Annotated in this window: 14 protein-coding genes and 1 pseudogene; 2 read left to right on the top strand and 13 right to left on the bottom strand. The window is 72.7% G+C overall.

What is annotated here, in order from left to right:
* Window positions 1-79 precede the first annotated feature (79 nt).
* The 10 genes from metC to ACFWJB_RS34525 form a co-directional block, all read right to left on the bottom strand.
* Window positions 80-1,294: a cystathionine beta-lyase gene (gene metC / locus ACFWJB_RS34570; protein ID WP_386927224.1), complete on the bottom strand. Its 1,215-nt coding sequence runs from the start codon at window positions 1,292-1,294 to the stop codon at window positions 80-82.
* On the bottom strand, window positions 1,291-2,553 hold the full coding sequence (locus ACFWJB_RS34565) for an MFS transporter (protein ID WP_386927222.1): 1,263 nt from the start codon (window positions 2,551-2,553) through the stop codon (window positions 1,291-1,293). Before ACFWJB_RS34565 ends, metC begins: the two co-directional genes overlap by 4 nt.
* A 97-nt stretch (window positions 2,554-2,650) precedes the next feature.
* A complete protein-coding gene (locus ACFWJB_RS34560; protein ID WP_386927220.1) occupies window positions 2,651-3,868 on the bottom strand; it encodes an acetyl-CoA carboxylase biotin carboxylase subunit family protein in 1,218 nt (405 codons plus the stop codon).
* A gap of 19 nt (window positions 3,869-3,887) precedes the next feature.
* Window positions 3,888-5,129 carry a radical SAM protein gene (locus tag ACFWJB_RS34555; protein ID WP_386927218.1) on the bottom strand — a complete coding sequence of 414 codons (1,242 nt, stop codon included), beginning with the start codon at window positions 5,127-5,129 and terminating at the stop codon, window positions 3,888-3,890.
* A gap of 98 nt (window positions 5,130-5,227) precedes the next feature.
* Window positions 5,228-6,448 carry an ATP-grasp domain-containing protein gene (locus ACFWJB_RS34550; RefSeq protein ID WP_386927216.1) on the bottom strand — a complete coding sequence of 407 codons (1,221 nt, stop codon included), beginning with the start codon at window positions 6,446-6,448 and terminating at the stop codon, window positions 5,228-5,230.
* A gap of 504 nt (window positions 6,449-6,952) precedes the next feature.
* Window positions 6,953-7,195, bottom strand: coding sequence for a DUF5302 domain-containing protein (locus ACFWJB_RS34545; protein ID WP_386927214.1), 243 nt, complete (start codon window positions 7,193-7,195; stop codon window positions 6,953-6,955).
* A gap of 73 nt (window positions 7,196-7,268) precedes the next feature.
* The gene (locus ACFWJB_RS34540) at window positions 7,269-8,681 is read right to left on the bottom strand and encodes a DEAD/DEAH box helicase (RefSeq protein WP_386927212.1); all 1,413 of its coding nucleotides are present in this window, start codon (window positions 8,679-8,681) and stop codon (window positions 7,269-7,271) included.
* Window positions 8,682-8,895: 214 nt separating this feature from the next.
* The gene (locus tag ACFWJB_RS34535; protein ID WP_386927210.1) at window positions 8,896-9,414 is read right to left on the bottom strand and encodes a protease inhibitor I42 family protein; all 519 of its coding nucleotides are present in this window, start codon (window positions 9,412-9,414) and stop codon (window positions 8,896-8,898) included.
* A 473-nt stretch (window positions 9,415-9,887) separates the two neighbouring features.
* On the bottom strand, window positions 9,888-10,400 hold the full coding sequence (locus ACFWJB_RS34530) for a VOC family protein (RefSeq protein WP_386927208.1): 513 nt from the start codon (window positions 10,398-10,400) through the stop codon (window positions 9,888-9,890).
* Entirely contained in the window at window positions 10,397-11,233 is an 837-nt protein-coding gene (locus ACFWJB_RS34525; RefSeq protein WP_386927206.1) for an SDR family NAD(P)-dependent oxidoreductase, read from the bottom strand. Before ACFWJB_RS34525 ends, ACFWJB_RS34530 begins: the two co-directional genes overlap by 4 nt.
* Window positions 11,234-11,349: 116 nt before the next feature.
* On the opposite strand from ACFWJB_RS34525, the gene ACFWJB_RS34520 reads away from it, so the two are divergent.
* Window positions 11,350-11,973 (top strand): TetR/AcrR family transcriptional regulator, encoded by a 624-nt coding sequence (locus ACFWJB_RS34520; RefSeq protein ID WP_386927204.1) that lies wholly within the window; start codon window positions 11,350-11,352, stop codon window positions 11,971-11,973.
* 71 nt (window positions 11,974-12,044) lie between these two features.
* Here the strand turns inward: ACFWJB_RS34520 and ACFWJB_RS34515 are convergent, their stop codons facing one another.
* A complete protein-coding gene (locus tag ACFWJB_RS34515) occupies window positions 12,045-13,574 on the bottom strand; it encodes an FAD-binding oxidoreductase (protein WP_386927202.1) in 1,530 nt (509 codons plus the stop codon).
* 244 nt (window positions 13,575-13,818) lie between these two features.
* Between ACFWJB_RS34515 and ACFWJB_RS34510 the strand changes: the two genes are divergently transcribed.
* The gene (locus tag ACFWJB_RS34510) at window positions 13,819-14,895 is read left to right on the top strand and encodes an alpha/beta hydrolase (RefSeq protein WP_386927200.1); all 1,077 of its coding nucleotides are present in this window, start codon (window positions 13,819-13,821) and stop codon (window positions 14,893-14,895) included.
* Between the two features lie 19 nt (window positions 14,896-14,914).
* Here ACFWJB_RS34510 and ACFWJB_RS34505 read toward each other — a convergent pair.
* Window positions 14,915-19,585 (bottom strand): annotated as a pseudogene (locus ACFWJB_RS34505) (beta-ketoacyl synthase N-terminal-like domain-containing protein); the annotation flags it as partial.
* Between the two features lie 74 nt (window positions 19,586-19,659).
* On the bottom strand, window positions 19,660-20,582 hold a 923-nt coding region (locus tag ACFWJB_RS34500), incomplete at its 5' end, for a phosphopantetheine-binding protein (protein WP_386927198.1).

Genomic DNA, 20,582 nt, shown 5'->3' with positions numbered 1-20,582 from the left:
CGGCGGGCCCCGGTGGGCCGGGGGACCCCCCCCCGCCGCTCCCCCGGCGGGGGCGCAACCCGAGGTCTCCCCGGGGCACCTACGTGACGCGGTGCGGGACGCGTCCGCGGAGCAGGGCCTCGAAGCCCGTCCTCAGGTCCTGCTTCAGGTCGGCCAGGGCCTCGAAGCCGGCGTGCACCCGGATCAGGGGGCCCCGGCCCGCCCAGGTCCCGGGCAGGCGCCCGGAGACGGGGTCGGCCGGGACGACCAGGCTCTCGTAGCCGCCGTAGCTGTGGCCCAGGCCGAACAGGCGCAGGCGGTCCAGCATCGCGTCGATGTCCGTTTTGCGGAAGCCCGGTTCGAGCTCCACCCCGAACAGACCGGCCGCGCCGGTGAAGTCGCGGCGCCACAGGGCGTGACCGGGGTCCCCGGGCAGACCGGGGTGCAGGACCGCCGCCACACCTTCCTGTCCCGCGATCCAGCGGGCCAGTTCCAGGCCCTGTTCCTGGTGCCGGGCCAGGCGCACGCCGAGGGTGCGCAGCCCGCGCAGGCCCAGGTAGGCGTCGTCGGCCCCGGCGCACTGGCCGAGCCGCATCGCCGCGCCCCGGACGAGCGGATAGCTCTCCTCGGTGCAGACGACCGCCCCGAGGATGCTGTCCGCGTGCCCCGTCAGGTACTTGGTCGCGGAGTGCACCACCGCGTCCACGCCCGCGCCGAGAGCCAGCGGGCGGTGGAACACGGGTGTGGCCCAGGTGTTGTCGGCGATGGTGGCCACACCGTGGGCCCGGCAGACGGCGGTGAGCGCCGGGACGTCCTGCACCTCGAAGGTGGTGGAGCCCGGCGACTCGAGGTACAGCAGCCGTGTCCGCGGGCGGATCAGCCGGGCGATCGCGGCGCCGTCCGCGGTCGGGCTGTAGTACTCGGTCTCCACGCCCAGCGCGGCGAGCGAGTCGCAGAACCTCCGGGTCGGCAGATACACCGAGTCGCTGACGAGGATGTGATCGCCGGCCTGGACGTACGCGAGGATCGTCGTGGTGATCGCCGAGAGGCCGGAGCAGGTGACGACCGCGGCGTGGCCGCCCTCCAGTTCGGTCAGCGCCTCCTCGAAGGCGCGGCTGGTGGGCGTGCCGAAACGGCCGTAGACCGGGCCGCCCCGCTTGAGCGGGTCGGCCTGGGAGGCGTCCATCTCGGCCACGTCCCGGTAGAGGACCGTGGAGGCGTGGTGCACGGGCGGGTTGACGTAGCCGCCCTGCCGGGTCGGGTCCGAGCCGGCGTGCACGTACCGCGTCTCCGGGGAGTCGATGGGCTCGTTCACCGGCCCACCGCCGGTTCGGGCAGCGCCGGTTCGGGCACCGCGGGCCGCCGGTGGCGGCCCAGCGCCAGGGCGAGCAGCGCCGCGATCGCGCACTGGGCTCCGACCACCAGCCAGAACGCGCCGAGGTGGCCGCCGGACTCGAAGTGGGCGAAGACGAATCCGCCGACGACACCGGCGAGGAGGCCGCCGACACCGCCCGTGAGCCGCTGCACGCCGAAGGCGAACGCGGCGTTGCGCGGCAGGAGTTCGACGAGTTCCAGGTCGCAGCGGAGGAAGAGGAAGATCTCGCCCATGGTGAACAGCGCGGTGCCGGCCAGCAGGGCCGGGGTGCCGTCGACGGCCATGACGGCCATGCCGGCCGCCATCACGGCGAACGAACCGGCCATCAGCAGGCGGTAGTCGGCCCGCGCGATTCGGTCGGCGAGCACCGGCTGGAGCACCACCACCATGGCGCAGTTGAGCAGCATCACCCAGCCCAGCGCCTGGATGTTGGACACCCCGGCCGCGTAGAGACCGATGAAGCTCTGGAAGAAGAAGTACAGGTAGTAGGCGAGGGCGGTGAACAGGACCGGGCGCAGCGCTCCCCGCAGCGCCGACCACTTCCCGGTGGCCTCCTCCCGCCCGGCCGGCTCCGGCGCCGCGGTCGCCCGGGGCCCGGCCGGCCTCAGCGTGATCTGGTGGGCCGCGGTGATCAGCGCGAAGAGCCCGGCGAGACCGATGAGCAGCGCCATCGGGTCGGCGTCGACCAGCAGCGCGGCCAGCAACGGGCCGAGGCCCATGCCGGCGTTGAGCGCGGCGCTGCTCACCCCGAGGAACAGCGGGCGCAGTTCGTCGGAGACGCTGGTGACGATGTACGCCTTGTTCGCCGGGAGGTACAGCGCCGGGCCGCCCGCCACGAGGACGACGGCCGGGTACGCCACCCAGGGCATCCTGACGGCCAATCCGAGCAGCACCAGACCGGCCGTGCGCAGGGTGAGCGCGAGCACCATGGTCCGCTTGAGCCCGAGCCGGTCCACGACCGCGCCGCCGAGGATGCTGCCGCCGAACTGGATGAAGGTGGCCACCGCGACCAGCACTCCGGCCACCCGGACGTCCAGGTGGACGGCCTGGACCATGAGCACCCCGATGAACGGGGTGACCATGTAGCTGCCCAGCGCGACGACGAACGACAGGACGATCAGGGACTTGAGCGCGGACGACAGACCGGTGAACGTCCGGTACTTCGAGGCGAGTCCGCCGCCGGCGCGGCCCCCGCTCACGGCGTGCCGCTCTCGCCGGTGGCCCTCGGGCGCTCCGAGGGCGGGCCCGCGCTCCGGTGGGTGCCGACGGCCGTTCCTCCAGGGGGCGTCGTGGTGCTCACGCGACGCCTCCGGAGGGCAGGGCCGGCCGCCACCGGGCGGTGCCGGAGAACCAGTCCGCCACGCGTTCGAGGTTGGCGGCCACGTCCTCCTCGCTGTCCCCGTCGACCACGTAACCGGCGAGGAACAGGCCGGACTTCACCCCGCCGTGGAACTCCTGGCCGACGGCTCCGGTGACCATCACCTCACGGACGCACCCGGGCTGCTCGTCCGCCGCGGGCAGCCGCTCCAGCACCCCGTCCTGCGGCGGGATGCACAGGGCCCCGGCGGGCCGGTACGCGGAGACGTCCGGCGTCGAGGAGAGGCCGCACTCGGCGTACAGCCACGCCTTGTCCAGGTCCAGCCCGAACGCGTGCCGGACCATCGCGCTGATCATGCCCCCGCCGGTACGGCTGGCGATCTCGCAGAAGACCAGCCGGTCGTCCGGAGTGATCCAGAACTCGGCGTGGAAGGCGGTCTGCGGCGGCGTGGGCAGCTCGTCCAGCACCGCCCGCGCCGCCTTGACCAGCCGATCGTACAGCGGATCCTGCCGGGTGAGCGGCAGATTGGCGACCCAGTCGTTGCTCCGGAACGACAGACAGTCGTTGAGGTAGCGGAAGGGGTGGACGAACACGACCTCCCCGCCCGCCACCAGCCCGTCCACGTGGTACATCTGCCCGGGTACGAACACCTCGATCTCGCTGGTCCCCCGCCACGGACTGGCCAGGTAGGCGTCCAGCTCCGCCTCGTCGCGGATGATCGCCGCGCCCAGCGAGCCCGACTCGGACACCGGCTTGATCACGACCGGGTAGCCGTGTTCGGCTACGAAGTCGAGGGCGGTGTAGGCCGAGTCGAGCCGGCGGTAGGCCGGCACGTCGACGGGGCCGCCCGCGAGATGGTCCTTCATCACGACCTTGTCGCGGAAGGCCAGCGCGCTCGCGGTGTGCTGGCCCGGCAGCCCGAGCCGCTCCCGCAGCCGCGCGGCGCGTACGACGTCGGCCTCGGCCCGGGCGAAGACCGCCTCGACGGCGAACTCGCGGGCCAGCCGCAGCGCGGTCTTCTCGACCAGCTGGTTGGTGTCGTACGCGTCGAAGGCGTGCACGTGCGGGAGATGGGAGTAGCCGTCCGCGTACTCCCGCGCGGTCACGACGACCGGGACGATCCCCGAGCCGGCCAGCCACTGGTCGTACGGGGTCTTGGCGTAGGGCGTCTTGGCGAAGACGAGGATGTGGCGCATTGCGGGGTCTTTCTCTCGGTCAGGACGCGGAGTCGGTGAGGAGCGGCAGCCGGCGCCGCTCCGGGACCCTGGAGATCAGGCCGAGCTCCTCGGACAGCTCGGTGGCGAAGCAGCCGTCCTTGTACGTGCCGGACATCCGCTTGGCGGTGAACGCCTCGATCTCGTCGTGGTCGAACTCCACGTCGTACGTGGTGCCGTCGGTGCCGACGGTGCGGGTCAGGATGCCGAGGTGCGGCTCGAAGGTGTTGACGCAGCCCACGATGTCGCCGATCTTCTCGCGGCGGCCCTCGGGCCCCTCGGAGAGGACCTCCTCCTGCGCGGGGATGGCGGCGAAGAGCTGACGGCCTGCCCGGCACCAGCCGACGTGGCCGGGGAAGCCCATGGCCTTGATGCCGAAGGTGCCGAAGTCCTCGCTGACGCCGAGCTGGAAGCCGAGCGGGACCGTCTCGTGGAGCCACTTGAAGTCGCGGTACGCCTGCTCGACCTCCTCGCGGCTCAGGCGCAGCTCGGGGTGGCGGTTGCCGTGGTCGGTGAAGTTGTTGAACCGGACGGTGGCCACGCCCAGGTTGTTGAAGTAGTGGGCGTAGCGCTCCAGGGAGGTGCGGCCGTGGTTGTGGCGGCCTATGGTGACGCCGATGTTGACGCGGAAGGCGTCCTCGGGGGCGACGCCCTCGTTGTACTCGGCGATGCGGCTCAGCACCTTCTCGGTGTCCGCGCCGGAGAAGACGCCCTTGATGGGGTAGGTCTTGTGGTCGGTGACGGCGAGGTTCTCGTCGATCACGCCGTGGTAGGTGATGGAGATGGTCCCGTAGCCGTTCTCCACCGCCCGGTCGAGGAGCTCCCGCCAGTTGTCGGCGAGCAGGGGGCGGCCGCTGGTCCAGGCGTCGCCCTTCTCCATGGTCGCGGTCGGGGTGTGGTCCAGTTCCTGGCGGAACTCACGGTTGTTGGCCGGTCCGTAGAGGTTCATGAACTCGCCGTCGTAGGCGAAGCTGTCCACGTAGCGCGGGTAGACGTGGTACCCGTGCGACTGCAGGCCCTCCAGGATGCGGGGGCCCTCCTCCATGGCGAAGGACTTGTCGTAGACCTTCTCGTAGTTGACGAACCAGCAGTGCGCGCACTTCTGGCCACAGGTGTTCTTGCCGACCTTGGTGTCGAGGTCGAGGTAGATGTGGATGTCGTCGGGCTTGATGTCCACGAAGGGCGTGGTGAACGGGACATCGCCGTGGAAGTCGTAGGAAATCGGCGCGTTCTGGACGGACATGTGACCCCCGGTGCGGTGTTGTGGTCAGGAACCAGGCAGGAAGGAGGGACGGAGCGGCGATCGCTCGTGGGGACGCGGAGCCGTGGTGCGGTCCGGCGTCAGAGTTGTGGCTCGGGCGCGGTGGTGATCACCGGCAGGGCGGTGAGTTCCGCGACGGCGGCCGCGCAGGCCTCGGTGCCGTCCGCGGTCAGGACGGCCATGCCGAGCCGGTCGGCGGAGGAGCGCATCGGGCGGACCTCGTCGCCGGGCCGGACGGACGGTTCCCAGGCGTGGATCCGCCCGTGGGCGAGGGCCGGCGGCGCCTCGACGGCCGTCACGCGCCCGGGTGGGGCGGTGAGGAAGACGGTGGCGGCCGCGGCAGCGGCGGCGGGGCCCTGGCGGACGTCCGCGCCGATCGCCCAGCCGAGGGCGGCGCGTCGCCACTCGACCCCGGTGGTGAGCTGGACCAGGTCCGCGATGCCGTCGCCGCCGAGCCGGGTGTGGGTCTCGATGACGACGATCTTGTCGCCGTCGACCATGACCTCGGTGTGGCTGGGGCCGTCGGTGAGCCCGAGGGCGTCGAGCAGTTCGCCGACGGCCCGGGCGACCAGCTCCTGACGGCGCGGATCCAGGGACGGCGGCGGCATCATGTGGCTGACCTCGACGAAGCCGTCCGCGGTGCCCTTCTCGGCGATGCCGACGACGGTGTGCCGTCCGCTCGCGGAGAGGGTCTCGACGCTGAACTCCCGCCCCTCGGCGAACTGTTCGACCAGGGTGGCGGCCGTACGGCGGTCCGCGGGGAGCGCGTCGGCGCCCTCCACCAGGGCGATGGAGGCACTGCCGACCCCGTCGACCGGCTTGGCGATCACCCGCCCGTAGGCCGCGAACAGCCGGTCCACGGCCTCGGCGTCGTCACCCGCCGCGAAGGCCGGGTTCAGGTGCGGTGCCTCGCGCTCCAGGATCCGCCGCATCGCGAGCTTGTCGCGGGTGGCGCGGACGACGGCCGGGTCCACCCCGGTGACGCGGAGCCGGCGGGCGGCCATGGCGGCCGGCTCCAGGCCGAACTCGGTGAGCGAGACGACGGCGGTGGGCCGAAGGGGGCGCAGCACCTCGTCGGTGAAGTCCAGGAAGGCGGGCAGGTCCCGGAAGTCGGCCGTCAGGACCCGGGTGCCCGGGTCGAGGGCCGGGGCGCCGGGCAGCTGTACGTGGATCAGCTCGCCGGGCAGGGATGCCGCCGCCCTGGCCACGGTCGGATTGGCACCGACGATCACGAGAGCGGAGACGTCGTCCGTGTTCCCCGGACAGTCCTCGTCCGGCCCGCCCGTACTCACTGCGTCCACTTTTCCTCCCCCTGCCGCACCGACTGCTCGTTCGGTCGACGCGGTACGCAAGACAATCGCAAGCGTGCTCAGAGGATGTCAACAGGCTCACGCACAGTGACATTTGATCCTTGTGACCGGTGCTGACCTGGCAACTGCCCGCTTCCGCAGGGCACGTCCGACGACAGGTACGACCACCGGATGCGCCGCGTGCGTGTGCGCGCGGGCACCCTCCGCCACGCCATTCCGGCCAAGTTTCGGACGGCAGGACACACTCCGTTCACAAAACCGCAGCACGAGGCGCCGCTCGTCGGCGGTTTCTGGTCAATCGTCGGGCAGGGGTACGGGCGGCGGCGATTCGAAGCAGCGGGCCGGGGCAGCGCGACGCCCCGCCACTGCCCGGTGGTACGGGCGGTGGCGGGGCGTCGCGTGGCTGCTCCGAGCCATGTCCCGGGGCCCGGCACCGGCGCGCGCGGTAATGGCGCGTACGGTGCCGGTGGCTCGGCCGGCGCGGGGCCGGCCGGCTCAGCCGCCGCTCTTGCGCCGGAACGACCGCTGGCTCGCGGCCGGACCGTGTGCCCCGCGCACCTTGGACGCGTCCGGCGTGGCGGCAGCGTCGGCGGCGTCCGCCTGCGCACCGCGCTTGCGTGCCAGGGCTTCGCGGAACTTGCGCTTGAGGTCGTAGTTGCCGTCGCTGTCCGGCGCCAGCGGGGACGTCTCGGGGGTGGCCGGCTCCGAACCGTCCGTGGATGCGGGTTCTGCGGTCATGGTGACCTCCTGGGTTCGGGGGGACTGGCAGGCACAGCTTGTCATGCCGGCAGAGCCGCCGCGGTCGGATTTCTCAGCCGTTGCGACGCACGTGGGCGGCCTTGCGGGCCTCGGCCAGCCTGCGGGCCTCGCCGGCCTTCCGGGACTTGCCGCCGGCGCCGCGGGAGCCGTCCTTGCTGGTGCCGAGGCCACGGAAGGGGGCGTTGGTGTTCTTGGGCCGGGGGGCGGCCGGCCCTCCGTCGAGCGGGATCCCGGAGGGAGTCCTGGCTCCGGTGATCCGGCTGAGTTCCGCCTCGCCCGAGCGCACCTTCGTGACGGTCGGCTCGATACCGGCCTCGGCCAGGACGCGGCTCGTCTCCCGGCGCTGGCCCCCCAGTACGAGTGTGACCACGCTGCCGGACTCACCGGCCCGGGCGGTGCGGCCCGCCCGGTGCACATAGTCCTTGGGGTCGGTGGGCGGGTCGACGTTGACCACGAGGTCCAGGTCGTCGACGTGCAGGCCACGGGCCGCGACGTTGGTCGCCACCAGAACGGTGATCCCGTCGCTCCTGAACTGCGCCAGCGTCCGGGTGCGCTGTGGCTGGGACTTGCCGCTGTGCAGGGCCCCGGCGCGCACCCCGCTGGCCCGCAGGTGCCGGGTGAGCTGGTCGACGGCGTGCTTGGTGTCGAGGAACAGCAGGACGCGGCCGTCGCGGGCGGCGATCTCCGTGGTGACGGCGTAGCGGTCGGGGCCGTGGACGACGAGAACGTGGTGCCGCATCGTCGTGACCGCGCCCGCGGGCGGGTCGACCGAGTGGACGACGGGGTCGTGGAGGTAGCGGCGGACCAGCTGGTCGACGTCGCCGTCCAGGGTGGCCGAGAACAGCATCCGCTGCCCGTCGGTGCGCACCTGGTCGAGAAGGTCGACGACCTGCGGCATGAATCCCATGTCGCACATCTGGTCGGCCTCGTCGAGCACGGTGATCCGCACCCGTCCCAGGCGGCAGGCGTTCCGCTCGATCAGGTCGTGCAGGCGTCCGGGGGTGGCGACGACCACCTCGGCTCCCTCGCGCAGCGCGGCGGTCTGCCGGCCGATCGACATGCCGCCGACGACCGTGGCCAGCCGCAGCCGCAGAGCCTCGGCGTACGGTGCCAGCGCCTCGGTGACCTGTTCGGCCAGCTCACGGGTAGGCACGAGGATCAGGGCGAGGGGCTGCTTGGGTTCGGCACGCCGTCCTGCCGTACGGGTCAGCAGCGGCAGGCCGAAGGCGAGCGTCTTCCCGGAGCCGGTGCGGCCGCGGCCCAGGACGTCGCGACCCTTCAGGGCGTCGGGCAGCGTGGCGGCCTGGATCGGGAAGGGTTCGCGCACCCCGAGTCCGCTCAGTGTCCGCAGCACCGCCACCGGCAGGTCGAGATCGGCGAAGGAGACGGCCGGGGGCGGCGGGGTGGTGGCGCCGGGCCGGGCGGGGCCGCCGTGAGGGGTGCCGGAGTCGTCGGGGTGCTTCATGAACTGCCTTCCGCAGAGGAACGTACCGAGGAAGGCCCGGCAGGACGGAACAGCCGCCGCACCGGCGGAACCGAACGGAAGGAATCGCCCACCGCGACGACCACGCAAACGCGTAAGGCTAGCACGGGGCACCGCGTCGCGTGCGCGACACCGCAGGCGGCGGCACGTGGCGGGGCCCCGGGTGTCTCGTCCCGTCCGGCCGGCCCGCCGCGGCTCAGCCGACGGTGACGGTGTAGGTGATGCGCTCGGGGGCCTGGGAGGGGGGCGCCGCGCTCGTGGACGGGCCGGCGCCGGGGCCGGTGGTCTCGGGGGGCAGCGTGGAGGTGTTGCCCTGGCAGGTGGTGAAGGTGCAGTGCAGCAGCGTGAACCGGGTGGTTCCCTTGCCCTTGGCCTCGAAGGTGAAGGTGAGCCGGCCGCCGGCGCCGTCCACCGGCTCGTCCCCGGAGTCGGAGGCGTAGTCCTGACCGCGGCCGACGAGCACCGAGCTGTCGGGCTCGGGGTCGACCAGGTACCAGTACTCGCGGGTGGAGGCGTTCTGGGGGACGGTGAGCGTGAAGCGCTCGCCCGGTTCGGCGGTGATGCTGGTGTCCGTCACCGCATGGCTGGAGGTGCTCGTGGAGTCGTCGGTGCCGGATCCGCAGCCCGTGGCGAGAGCGAGGAACGCGGTCGCCGCGACGACGGCACCGCCCCCGCCGCCGCGGAAGACGGACGCCGTACGCGTCCTTGAGCCCACCGTGCCTCCCCCGTACGCGTTCGATCGCGAGCGCGGGCAGGCTAACACGCACGGTGACCACGAAGATCACCCGTCGTCCGCCCGCACACACCTCCTCCGCACGCGAGGTGCGCGCCGGACTCCTCACCGGCCCGGCGCCGCCGTGCTGTTGTCGGCGTGTCCTCGTAGGCTCTCGGCGACCGGATCGAAGGGATCGCCATGGAAGACCCGTTGGGCATCGCAGCGCTGGCCAGGATCCTGCCCCCGGACCTCGGCGCCGACGAGGAGATCGACTGGGTGGCACCCCTACCCGCTGAGCGTCGACCTCCGCGACGCCTCTCCGCGCTACGTGCACTGGCTCGAGGAGCAGCGTCGCCGGAAGGCGGGCCTGGACCGGTACTCCGGTGAGCCCCGGCCAGTGAACCGGTAGGACCGGTCACGTCCCTGCTGGTCGCGGCCCCTTGTCGCCGACCGCGATCAGCGGGTCGCGTGCGTCAGAAGTCGCCGCTCCTGATCCGGTCGAAGGCCGCGAGGAACTCCGGCGGGCCGTAGGCCAGCTCGGTGAAGACGCCGAAGTCGTCGACCGTGTCCGCGTAGGAGAACCGGGCGTCGCCCGACCGGCCCGACATGGCGACGGGGTGGCCGTGGGCCGACATCCCGGCCACCGTCTCCTCGAAGTGCTCGAGGCTGCCCATCAGGAAGCAGACGTGGTGCAGTCCGGGGCCTTTCTCGTCGAGCCAGTCCTTGAAAATGCTCTCGCCGGAGTCGTGCCGGATCAGCTCGATCATCATGTCGCCGGAATAACCGAAGGCGCAGGAGAACTGGAAATCGGCCGGCTGACCCCGATACTTTTTCTCGGTCACCTCCGCCGCCAGATTCTCCCACACGAAGAAACGGCTGACTCCGAACGTCGTGGAGAATTTCTCGACGGCATCGTCGAGGTTCTCCACGACATATCCCAGTTGCTGGATTCGACCGGCCGGAAAGGGCGGTATGAGGGAGTTCACCGCGCTCCCACGAGCTGCTCCGTGATGTTCTTCAGACGCAGCGCGTCCTCGGTGTCGAAGGCCTTCTTGCCGAGGTCCACCGGCTTCTTCTTCCAGCGCGCCACGAAAGGCTCGGCGGGCGGATCGTCGAGGAGTTCGACCATGGGCCTGATCGCCTTGTCCACGGGCGTCGCCGCGACGGCGAAGGTGGCCTTGGTCATCAGCCTGAGGGGGAGCGGCAGGGAGTTCGGCATGCCGGTGGAGACCACCCCGGGGTTGTACCCGATGTACGTCACCGGCCCGGTGCCCTGGGTGGCCGCGAAGCCGACGCCCAGCAGGTCGTTGGCGCGGAAGGACTGGAGGGTCGCCTTGTTGCCGTTGTAGCCGCGCTCGAGCTGGAGGTCGTCCCAGTGGACCGCCCCGAGGCCGACGCCCGGCGTGCCCACGTTCATGATCACGGGCTGCTTGGTGCACTTGAGCGCGTCCAGCAGGCCGTAGGTGAGGACGAACCGGCTCAGGTAGGCGAGCGCGAAGCTGTGCTCGAACCCCTCCGGCGTCACCGAGCGCTTCCCGAAGAGTTTGTAGCGCTGTGCGCACAGGACGAGTTTGTCCACGGACGCGTAGGTGTTCTCGATCTCCTCGACCAGCCGCCGGGTGGCCGCGACCGAGGTGAGATCGACGGAGAGGAAGTGCATCCGGTCGGCGGCCGAGATCCGGCGCGCCTCCTCGATTAACGCCTCACCCTTGGCCCGCGTGCTGCCGATGGCCAGGACCCTGGCGCCCGCCTTCAGATAATGCAGGGAGATTCCCCTCCCCAGGCCATCCGTTCCGCCTGTGACGACGACCGTCTGCATGGATTTCTTTCCTTCCGCGCCAGGTACCCGAACCGCAAGTCATCCGATGGTGACAAGCTCAGCGTAGAAGCCCCTGAGCTACCATGTCAACGTTTGATGACTCAAGGAGTACCGCTATGACAGCCGCCCCACAACCGCACAAACGCGACCGCGCCGCGACCCGCGCGGCCCTGCTCGACGCGGCGCGCGTGCGCTTCGCCCGGCTGGGCTACGGCGGAACGACCATGCGCGACGTCGCCCAGGACGCCCACGTGGATCCCGCCCTCGTCTTCCGCTACTTCGGCTCGAAGCGCGCCCTGTTCGAGGAGGCGTGCGTGGACCACCAGGTCCTCGGGGAGATCATGTCGGGGCCGCTGGACGCGTTGCCGGCGGGCATGCTCAAGTCCGTCGTCTTCCAGGAGTGGGAGCAGTTCGCCGGTGAGCACCCCCTGGTGATGCTGTTGCGTTCGCCCTCGCACGCCCCCGCCCGCACCCGCCTGGAGCAGGAGGCGCAGGCGGCGCACATCGAGGAGCTCATCAAGCAGGTGAAGGGCGAGGACGCGGCGCTGCGCGCGGAGATGCTGGTCGCCTGTCTGCTGGGCATGGGCATCATGCGCACGGCCCTGGGCTCCCCGGCGCTCGGCTCGGCCTCGCTGGAGGACGTCCTGCCGTACTTCGAGGGCGTCACCCGCGTCCTGATCGAGAACGCCGGTGACGCCCCGGCCGAGGACCGTCCGGCCGGCGGCTCACAGCCCGGCTGACCGCGGTCCGGCCGACCCGCGGTTCCGCCGACGGCCCGCACCGGGGCCGGCCGCCGGCGCGACGGCGTCGCTCAGACGATCGCCTGGGCGAAGCGGAAGAAGCCCTGGGGGTCGTACGCGCGCTTGACGGACGCCAGTCGCTCGTAGTTCTCCGCGTAGTAGGACCGCTTCCAGTCCCGCAGGGCGGGGTCGATGTAGTTCTGGTAGGTCTCCCCCAGGGAGTAGGGGTTGGCCGCGGCGAAGCCGCCGTCGATCCAGGCACGCACGGCGTTCCGCTCGTCCCGGTCAGGGTTCGTCGCCGTGGTGCCCACCGTCCAGTTCAGCGTGAACTGCGCGTCCCGGTGGACGTAGGCCGTGGCGGTGCGGCTCAGCGTGTTGGCCCGGCCGCCGAGCGCGAGGGCCTGCACGAACCGGAGCTGGCCCGGGCGTGGTGAGGCGGTGAAGGCGGAGAGGATCTCACTGATCCCGGTCCTCGGCAGGCCCGTCCTGAACAGCCTGCTGCGGTCCAGGATGTACCCGCCGCGCGGCATCACCGCCTCCGGCGAGTAGCCGACCGTGTGGCACTGGGCGACCGTCTTGTCGGAGCACCCGAACCAGTCCAGCATCCCGTCCAGGAAGGTGAACCGGTTACTGCTGCGGCTGTCGGGGGCGCGTCCCACCCCGGCGGCGAGCGCGTCCAGCAGCGGCGCGAGCTCCTCGGGCGGGCCGAGGAAGGAGCCGTCGACCCAGACGGCGGGCTCGGCGCCGCCCGGGGCCGTGTCGAGCTGGCTGACGATCCAGCGGGACCCCAGCTTCCAGGGTGTCGTCGGCATCCACTGCTGCCAGGCCGTGATCACCCGCTCCACGTCGCTCCAGGCCCACGCGAGCCGGAAGTTCACCATGTCCGTGGCGGCCGTGGCGCGCCGCTGGTAGCGGGTGACGATGCCGAAGTTGCCGCCGCCACCGCCGCGCAACGCCCAGAACAGGTCGGGGTGTTCGGTCGCGGAGCAGGTCACCGACCGGCCGTCGGCGAGCACCACGTCGGCGGCGACCAGGGCGTCGCAGGCCACCCCGAAGGAGCGGGTCTGCCAGCCTATGCCGCCGCCGTGCACGAAGCCGCCCGCCGCCACGGAGCCGTGCAGCCCGCCGGCCAGGGCCTGTCCGTAGGGGGCGAGCGCGGCCAGCGCGTCGACGGTCTGGACGCCCGGGCCGAGCACCGTGGTGGTGGGTCCCGGCACGATCGAGCGCAGCCGTGACACGTCGATGACCAGGCCCGTGGTGGTGGAGAAGCCGCCGAAGCTGTGGCCGCCGCTGCGTGGGACCGCCGGCACGTCGTGCTGCTGGGCGAAGGCCAGACAGAGCCGGATGTCGGCGACGCTCTCGCAGTAGGCGACCGCGGCCGGGGCCGAGGAGTCGTACATGCCGAAGTACACCTGCTTGGCCTGCGCGTACCCGCTGTCGGACGGCAGGACCAGGTCCCCGTCCAGCCGGCCGCGCAGACCGGTCCAGTCGGCGCCCGACGAGGCCGCCGCGGAGAAGCCGGCCGGTCCGGGCAGGGTTGCGGATGCCGCCAGGGTGAGGCCGACGGCCCCGCCGCGCAGGACCTGCCTTCGTGTTGCCATGACTGTGACTCTCCCGTCGTCGGAAAACGGCGCCGACGGCCCTCCCGCCGGCGCCGTCCGAACCTCCCACCACCCGGTAAGTCCCCTCTAAAACAGGCCTGCCGGGCGTCCGGGAGCGCGCGGGCCGGTAGAGGCGGGCTTAAGGGCCCGCACCGAGGCTGAGGGGCGACCGAAGCGCGAGGGCGCCACGACGCGCCCGACGACGCGGCCGGGGCGGACCCCGGCCCGAGGAGGAGGACATCGGATGGGACGAGAAGCCGGCCGGACGGCACACGACATCGACGAACTCAAGCAGTTCGTCGTGGTCCACTCCCGGGCCCAGCGGCTGCCCCAGGACCTGTGCGAGGAGGTCCTGGCCCGGATCGGGCACGACGGCGAGGGACCCGGCTCCTGGACCGGGGAGTGGGCCGCCGCGGCGCGGGACCTGGCGGCCCGGGACCGGCTGCTGGAAGCCTGCCAGTGCTGGAACACCGCGCGGTTCCCCTACGTCGACGGTCCCTCGCGCGCGCGGGCGCAGACGGCCTGCTCCGAGACCTTCATGCGCTGGAGCGGCGCCCAGGAGACCCCCGTCGAGCGCGTCGAGGTCACCGTGCCCGACGGCGAGGGCGGCCCGCGGTCCTTCGTGGCGCTGGCGGCCGGGCTCTCGGCCACCGCGCCGCGCCCCCTGCTCGTGGTGACGGGCGGCATCGTCAGCGTGAAGGAACAGTGGGCACCGGCGCTGCTCCTGGCCGACCAGCTCGGCCTCGCCATGGTCGCCACGGAGATGCCCGGCGTGGGCGAGAACCGCCTGGTCTACGCCGAGGACAGCTGGCGCATGTTCTCGGCACTGCTCGACGCGCTCGCGGACCGGGCCGACGTGGACCGCACCTACGCGTCGGCCATGAGCTTCAGCGGGCACATGGCACTGCGTGGCGCCCTGCACGACCCGCGCATCCGCGGGGTGGTCACGGCCGGCGCGCCGGTGAGCGGCTTCTTCACCGACCGCGACTGGTACGAGCGCAGCGTGCCGCGCGTCACCAAGGACACGCTCTCGCATCTGACGGGCGTCCCCCGGGCGGGACTCTTCGACGCGCTGCGCGACTGGGAGCTTCGGCCGGGTGAACTGTCCGCGCTGAACGTCCCGGTGGGGTACGTGGTCAGCCTGAGGGACGAGATCATCCCCGCGTCGGACCCGGACACCCTGAAGCGGTACGTCTCCGACCTCACCCTCGACGAGCACGACGACGTGCACGGTTCGCCCGAGCACGTGGAGGAGACCCGGGCCTGGACGGTGCAGACCGTGCTGCGGATGCTGCGGGCCGCCGCGAGCCCGCAGGCCTGACGCCCGGGCCGTTCCCCGTTCATGCGGCCGGTGCCTCCACCAGCCGCTGCCGGAGGTGGCCCACCAGCGCGGCAGGGGTGGGATGGTCGTAGACCACCGCGACCGGCAGGGGCAGCCCGGTGGCCCGGTGGAGGCCGTTGCACAGTTCCAGGGCGGTGAACGAGGAGAACCCGAGCTCCAGGAAGGATTGGGAATCGTCGACGCTCTCCGAGGCGTCGAGTCCGAGCACCTGACCCACGTGGGCCCGCACCAGTCCGGCGAGCCGCCGCTTCTGCTCCTCCTCTCCCAACTCAGCCAAGTGGGCGCGCAGTTGTGCCTGGTCCGCGATGCCGTCCGGTCCGTCCGCCCGCCGCTCGGCCAGCCGGCCCCGCGCCTCGGGCAGCTCGCGGTACCGGGCGCCGGAACCCGACCGCGTGACGTGCGCGAGGTGGTCGTCCCAGTCGATGTCGGCGATGCCGAGGACCGGACCGTGGATGTTCCCGGTACGGCCGACGAGGTTCGGCAGGCAGGCCAGCGCACGTGCGGGATCGAGGCCGCGCAGCCCGTCCCGCGTCTCCGTGTCCTGCGTGCCGGGCTCCTGCGGCCCCCAGGCCACGAGCGTGGCGGGCAGCCGTCGCGCGTGCCGGTGCCGGATCAGCGTCTCGGCGTACGCGGCCTCGACGGCGGCGTGCCGGGAGCGCGGATCGCCACCGGTGAGCGCCGCGAAGTCGACGAGAACGAGGAAGCCCGTCAGCGGCAGGTCCAGCGTGACCTCGTGGAGACGGCGCAGCGCGGCCCCGTCGCCGGTGTGCACGACGACGCTCACGGGTGTCCCGTCGCCGGTGTCCGCGAGGGCGCCGGCGAGCGCCGCGCGGTCGCACGGGTCCGCCGTGTCCAGCCGGACCCGCGCCCCGCGCGCCTCGAGCTCCGCGCGCAGCGCGTCGGCCGGGTCGGTCTCCGGCGTCAGGAGCAGGAAGTGACGGTGGCCCGCGTCGGCGAGGGCGAGCGCGGCCGCCCGGCCCGCGGCGGTACCGGCCCCGGTGACCAGAACCGTCCCGTCGGCGTCGGCCGCGTCCCGCTCCGCCATGGGCCAGGGCACCCGCACCAGACGGCGGACGTGCCGCCCCGACGACCGTACGGCGAACTCGTCCTCGCCGTCGGGCGCCGCGAGGACGCGCTTGAGCAGCGTGACGGTGACGGGGTCCAGGACGGCCGGCAGGTCGATCGTGCCTCCCGCCCCCGCGGCCGACCGCAGGCCGGGCAGGCGGCCGAGCCCCCACAGGTGTCCCTGCGCCGGGTCGGAGGACGGGTCGCCCGGTCCGGTGGAGACGGCTCCGCGTGTCAGGGTCCAGAACGCGAGGTCCGCCCCGAGGCCCGCCAGCGCCTCCACGACCCGGGTGGTCAGGGCGACCCCCGCGGGGATCGCGGGATGCTCGGGATGCGGGCCCTTGGCCGCTGCCAGCGCGGACAGCACACCGGCGACTTCGCCGCCCTGCCGGAGCCGGTCCAGGGCCGCGCCGAGCCGCTCGGTGACCGAGGCGGTCTCCTCGTCGGCGTCCACGGCGAACCGCTCCACCGGCACCCCCGCGTCCGACAGCGCCCGGTGCAGGTCCGAGTGCTGGTCCTCGTCCTCCTGCCGCGGCTCCACCAGCAGCCAGCGTGCGTCGCCGGCCGGGGCGCCCGCGTGCAGACCGGTGCTGGTCTCCGGCAGCCGCCGCCACTGCCACGCGTACGTCCAGTCCCGTTGGCGACGCCATCCGGACAGGGTCTCCTGGAGCTGCGCCAGCAGCCGCCGTTCCTCCTCGCGGGCGCCGAAGGTTCGGGCCAGCAGGGCGGGATCGCCGTGCTCCACGGCCGACCAGAACGCCCGGTCGTCCGAGAACGCCCATCCGTCGTCCCCGCCGGGTGCCTGTGGCGGCGCGGCCTCGAGCCAGTACGGACGGTGCTGGAAGGCGTACGGCGGGAGCCGCAGCCGTCCCGCCTCGACAGGACCGGCCGTCCCGGACAGCAGTGGCCTCCAGTCCACGTCCTTCCCGTGCGCCCAGGCCTCCCCCAGGGCGAGCAGCAGGGTGTCGGGTTCGGCGCGGTCCCGGCGCAGGGTGGGGACGAGCGCGAGCGGTTCGGTGTCCAGGCAGTCGCGTGCCATGGCGCTCAGTACGGCGTCCGGGCCGATCTCGACGAAGAGGCGCACCGCGTGCTCCTCCAGGGCGCGCACCCCGTCGTGGAAACGGACGGCATGCCGGACGTGCCGGGCCCAGTAGTCGGGGCTCGTGAGTTCCCCGGCGATCGCCACCCGGCCGGTGACGTTGGAGACGACGTCGATGTCCGGCTTCGCGTACGTCAACCGGGATGCCGCGACGAGGAGTTCGGACGCCGCGGACTCCATGTGCGGCGAGTGGAAGGCGTGGCTGACGCGCAGCTTCTTGGTGCGCCGGCCCCGGCCGCGCCAGACCTTGACCAGGTCGCCGACGGCGTCGGCATCGCCCGAGACCACGGTGGCGGAGGGGCCGTTGACCGCGGCGACGACCACCCTGCCGTCGTACGGGGCGAGCGTCTCCAGCACCTCGCTCTCGGGCGCCTCGACGGCGGCCATCGAGCCGTCCGCGCGTGCCGCCTGCATCGCGCGTCCCCGCGCGGCGACCAGCTCGCAGGCGTTGTCCAGGTCGAAGACACCGGCGACGTGCGCGGCGGCCAGCTCGCCGATGGAGTGGCCCATGACGAAGTCTGGCCGCAGGCCGGTGCGCTCCAGGAGCCGGTAGAGGGCGACTTCCACGGCGAACAGGGCGCACTGGGTGTAGAGCGTCTGGTCGAGGAGTCCCGCCTCGGGTGAGCGGGGCGTGGCGAACACGACGTCGCGCAGCGGGTGGTCGAGGTGCCGGTCGAAGCGTGCGCACAGGTCGGCGAACAGCTCGCGGAAGCCGGGCACGGTCTCGCTCAGCTCCCGCCCCATGCCCAGTCGTTGGCTGCCCTGGCCGGTGAAGAGGAAGCCGATCCGGGCGTCCTTGTCGCCGCTGCCCGTGGCCACCGTGGGTCCGCTCTCGCCGCGGGCCACGGCCGCGACGGCCCGCAGCAGCCCCTCCTGATGGTGTCCGACGACGACCGCGCGGTGGTCGAAGGCGGTCCGTGCGGCGAGGGACCGGGCCACCTCCGCGGGCCGCGGCTCCCTCTCGTGGGCAGCCCGGCCGCGCAGATGGTCGTGCAGTCGCCGCGCCTGGGCCCGCAGCGCCGTGGCGTCACGGGCGGACAGCACCCACGGCACGGCGGCCGTGTCGGCGCTGGTCCCGGCGGCCGGCTCGGTGGCGGGCTCAGTGGTGGTCTCGACGTCCTTCGGGGCCTGTTCGAGGACGACGTGGGCATTGGTGCCGCTGATGCCGAACGAGGAGACGGCGCACCGCCGGGGCCGGTCGCGCTCGGGCCACGGCCGTGCCTCGGTCAGCAGCCGCACCTGCCCCGCCTCCCAGTCGACGTGCGGCGTCGGCTCGTCCACGTGCAGGGTGCGCGGCAGCGTCCCGTGCCGCATGGCCTGGACCATCTTGATGACCCCGGCGACACCGGCCGCGGCCTGGGTGTGCCCGATGTTCGACTTCACCGACCCGAGCCACAGGGGCTGTTCGGCCTCCCGCTCCTGCCCGTAGGTCGCGAGCAGCGCCTGCGCCTCGATCGGGTCACCGAGCGTGGTGCCCGTCCCGTGCGCCTCCAGGGCGTCCACGTCGGCGGTGGTCAGGCGGGCGTCCTCCAGCGCCTGCCGGATCACCCGCTCCTGCGAGGGGCCGTTGGGGGCGGTGAGGCCGTTGCTGGCGCCGTCCTGGTTGACGGCGCTGCCGCGGACGACGGCCAGGACCTCGTGTCCGTTGCGTCGCGCGTCGGACAGCCGCTCGAGCAGCAGGACGCCGACACCCTCGCCGAAGCCCGTGCCGTCCGCGGCCGCGGCGAACGCCTTGCAACGGCCGTCCGCGGCGAGCCCGCGCTGCCGGCTGAACTCGATGAAGACGCCCGGCGTGGACAGCACCGTGGAACCGCCGGCCAGCGCGAGCCCGCACTCGCCCCCGCGCAGCGCCCGCACCGCGAGATGGAGGGCGACGAGCGAGGACGAGCACGCGGTGTCGACGGACACGGCGGGGCCGCGCAGCCCCAGGACGTACGACACCCGGCCGGACGCGACACTGGCCGCACTGCCGTTGCCGAGGAACGGCTCGTACTCCGGCGGCACGGTGTGCAGTCGGGCGCCGTAGTCGCTGTACATGATCCCGGCGAAGACGCCCGTGTCACTGCCGCGCAGATCCGTCGGGTCGATCCCCGCGTCCTCCAGCGCCTCCCACGCTCCCTCCAGCAGCAACCGGTGCTGCGGGTCCATCGCGGTCGCCTCGCGCGGGCTGATGCCGAAGAACGGGGCGTCGAAATGGTGGGCGTCGTGCAGGAAGCCACCGTGCCGGGCGTAGAACGTGCCGCTGCGATCCGGATCCGCGTCGTACAGGTGATCGAGGTTCCAGCCGCGGTCGACGGGGAAGTCCCCGATGCCGTCCGCGCCGGAGCGAACCAGGGACCACAGGTCGTCGGGGGTACGGACGCCGCCGGGGTAGCGGCAGCTCATCCCGATGATCGCGATCGGCTCGGCGGCCGCGGCCTCGACGTCCGCCAGGCGTTTGCGGGTCTTGTGGAGGTCGGCCGTCACCCACTTCAGATAGTCGGTGAGCTTCTCTTCGTTCGTCGGCACGTTCTCATCTCTCCGTTCGAGTCGCTCGCCGCGCTGGAGGTACCGCGAGGTGGGGGCACGGGATGGAGCGGTCAGTGGACGTTGCGGCCCAGTTCCTTGTCGATGAAGTCGAAGATCTCGGAGGCCGTGCCCGTCTCGATGCGGTCGACGGCGTCCGCGTCACCGGCATCGTCGGGACCGGTCTCCTCCTCCCAGACGGTGAGCAGCCGGCGCAGGCGTGCGGCCACGGCGGTACGGTCGCCGGGCTCCAGCGCTCCGTCGCCGTCGGCCGCGGCGGAATCGGACCGCGTGGTGGCCGCCGCGTCGCCCAGCAGGGTCTCCAGGCGGTCGAGCTCCGCCAGCAGCGACGCGGAACGCGCGTCGGTCACCTGCGAGGCGACGCGGGACAGCAGGTGGTCGGAGAGTTCCGCCGGCGACGGATGGTCGAAGACCAGCGTCGCGGGCAGCCGCAGTCCCGTCGCCGCGTTGAGCCGGTTGCGCAGCTCGACGCCCGTGAGCGAGTCGAAGCCCAGGTCCTTGAAGGACTGACCGGCGCCGAGGCCACCGGGCGAGTCGTGCCCGAGAACGGCCGCCACCGTGTCGCGTACCAGCTCCAGCACCGACTCCCGCCGCTCGTCCTCGGACAGGCCCCCGAGCCGCTCGGTGAACGACCCCGCCCCCGGGGTGGCGGCGGACTCGGCCCGCCGCTCCACCGTGCGGACCAGCCCCCGCAGCATCGGGGCGAGCACGCCGGACTGCGCCTGCGCCCGGAGCCCCGCCGGGTTCGTGCGCAGCGCCACGAGCACGGGCGGGTTCTGGCCGGCACCGGCGACGGCCTGGTCGAAGAGGGCGAGCCCTTCTTCCTCGGACATCGGCACCAGACCGCTCCGGCCGAGCCGGGCGATCGCGTCCTCGTCGAGGTGCTGGGTCATTTCGCTGGTGGTGTGCCAGAGGCCCCAGGCGAGGCTGGTGGCGGGTTGGTTGTGGGTGTGGCGGTGGGTGGCGAGGGCGTCGA

The sequence above is a fragment of the Streptomyces sp. NPDC127100 genome, assembly GCF_042724095.1.
Taxonomy (GTDB): Bacteria; Actinomycetota; Actinomycetes; order Streptomycetales; family Streptomycetaceae; genus Streptomyces.
The sequence above is the reverse complement of the archived record's forward strand: the minus strand, read 5'-3'. Positions and strand labels throughout refer to the sequence as shown.

Coding starts and splice junctions, on each gene's coding strand:
- ACFWJB_RS34560 (WP_386927220.1), bottom strand. CDS start 3,868: ATGCGCCACATCCTCGTCTTCGCCAAGACGCCCTACGCCAAGACCCCG.
- ACFWJB_RS34555 (WP_386927218.1), bottom strand. CDS start 5,129: ATGTCCGTCCAGAACGCGCCGATTTCCTACGACTTCCACGGCGATGTC.
- ACFWJB_RS34545 (WP_386927214.1), bottom strand. CDS start 7,195: ATGACCGCAGAACCCGCATCCACGGACGGTTCGGAGCCGGCCACCCCC.
- ACFWJB_RS34540 (WP_386927212.1), bottom strand. CDS start 8,681: ATGAAGCACCCCGACGACTCCGGCACCCCTCACGGCGGCCCCGCCCGG.
- ACFWJB_RS34525 (WP_386927206.1), bottom strand. CDS start 11,233: ATGCAGACGGTCGTCGTCACAGGCGGAACGGATGGCCTGGGGAGGGGA.
- ACFWJB_RS34520 (WP_386927204.1), top strand. CDS start 11,350: ATGACAGCCGCCCCACAACCGCACAAACGCGACCGCGCCGCGACCCGC.
- ACFWJB_RS34515 (WP_386927202.1), bottom strand. CDS start 13,574: ATGGCAACACGAAGGCAGGTCCTGCGCGGCGGGGCCGTCGGCCTCACC.
- ACFWJB_RS34510 (WP_386927200.1), top strand. CDS start 13,819: ATGGGACGAGAAGCCGGCCGGACGGCACACGACATCGACGAACTCAAG.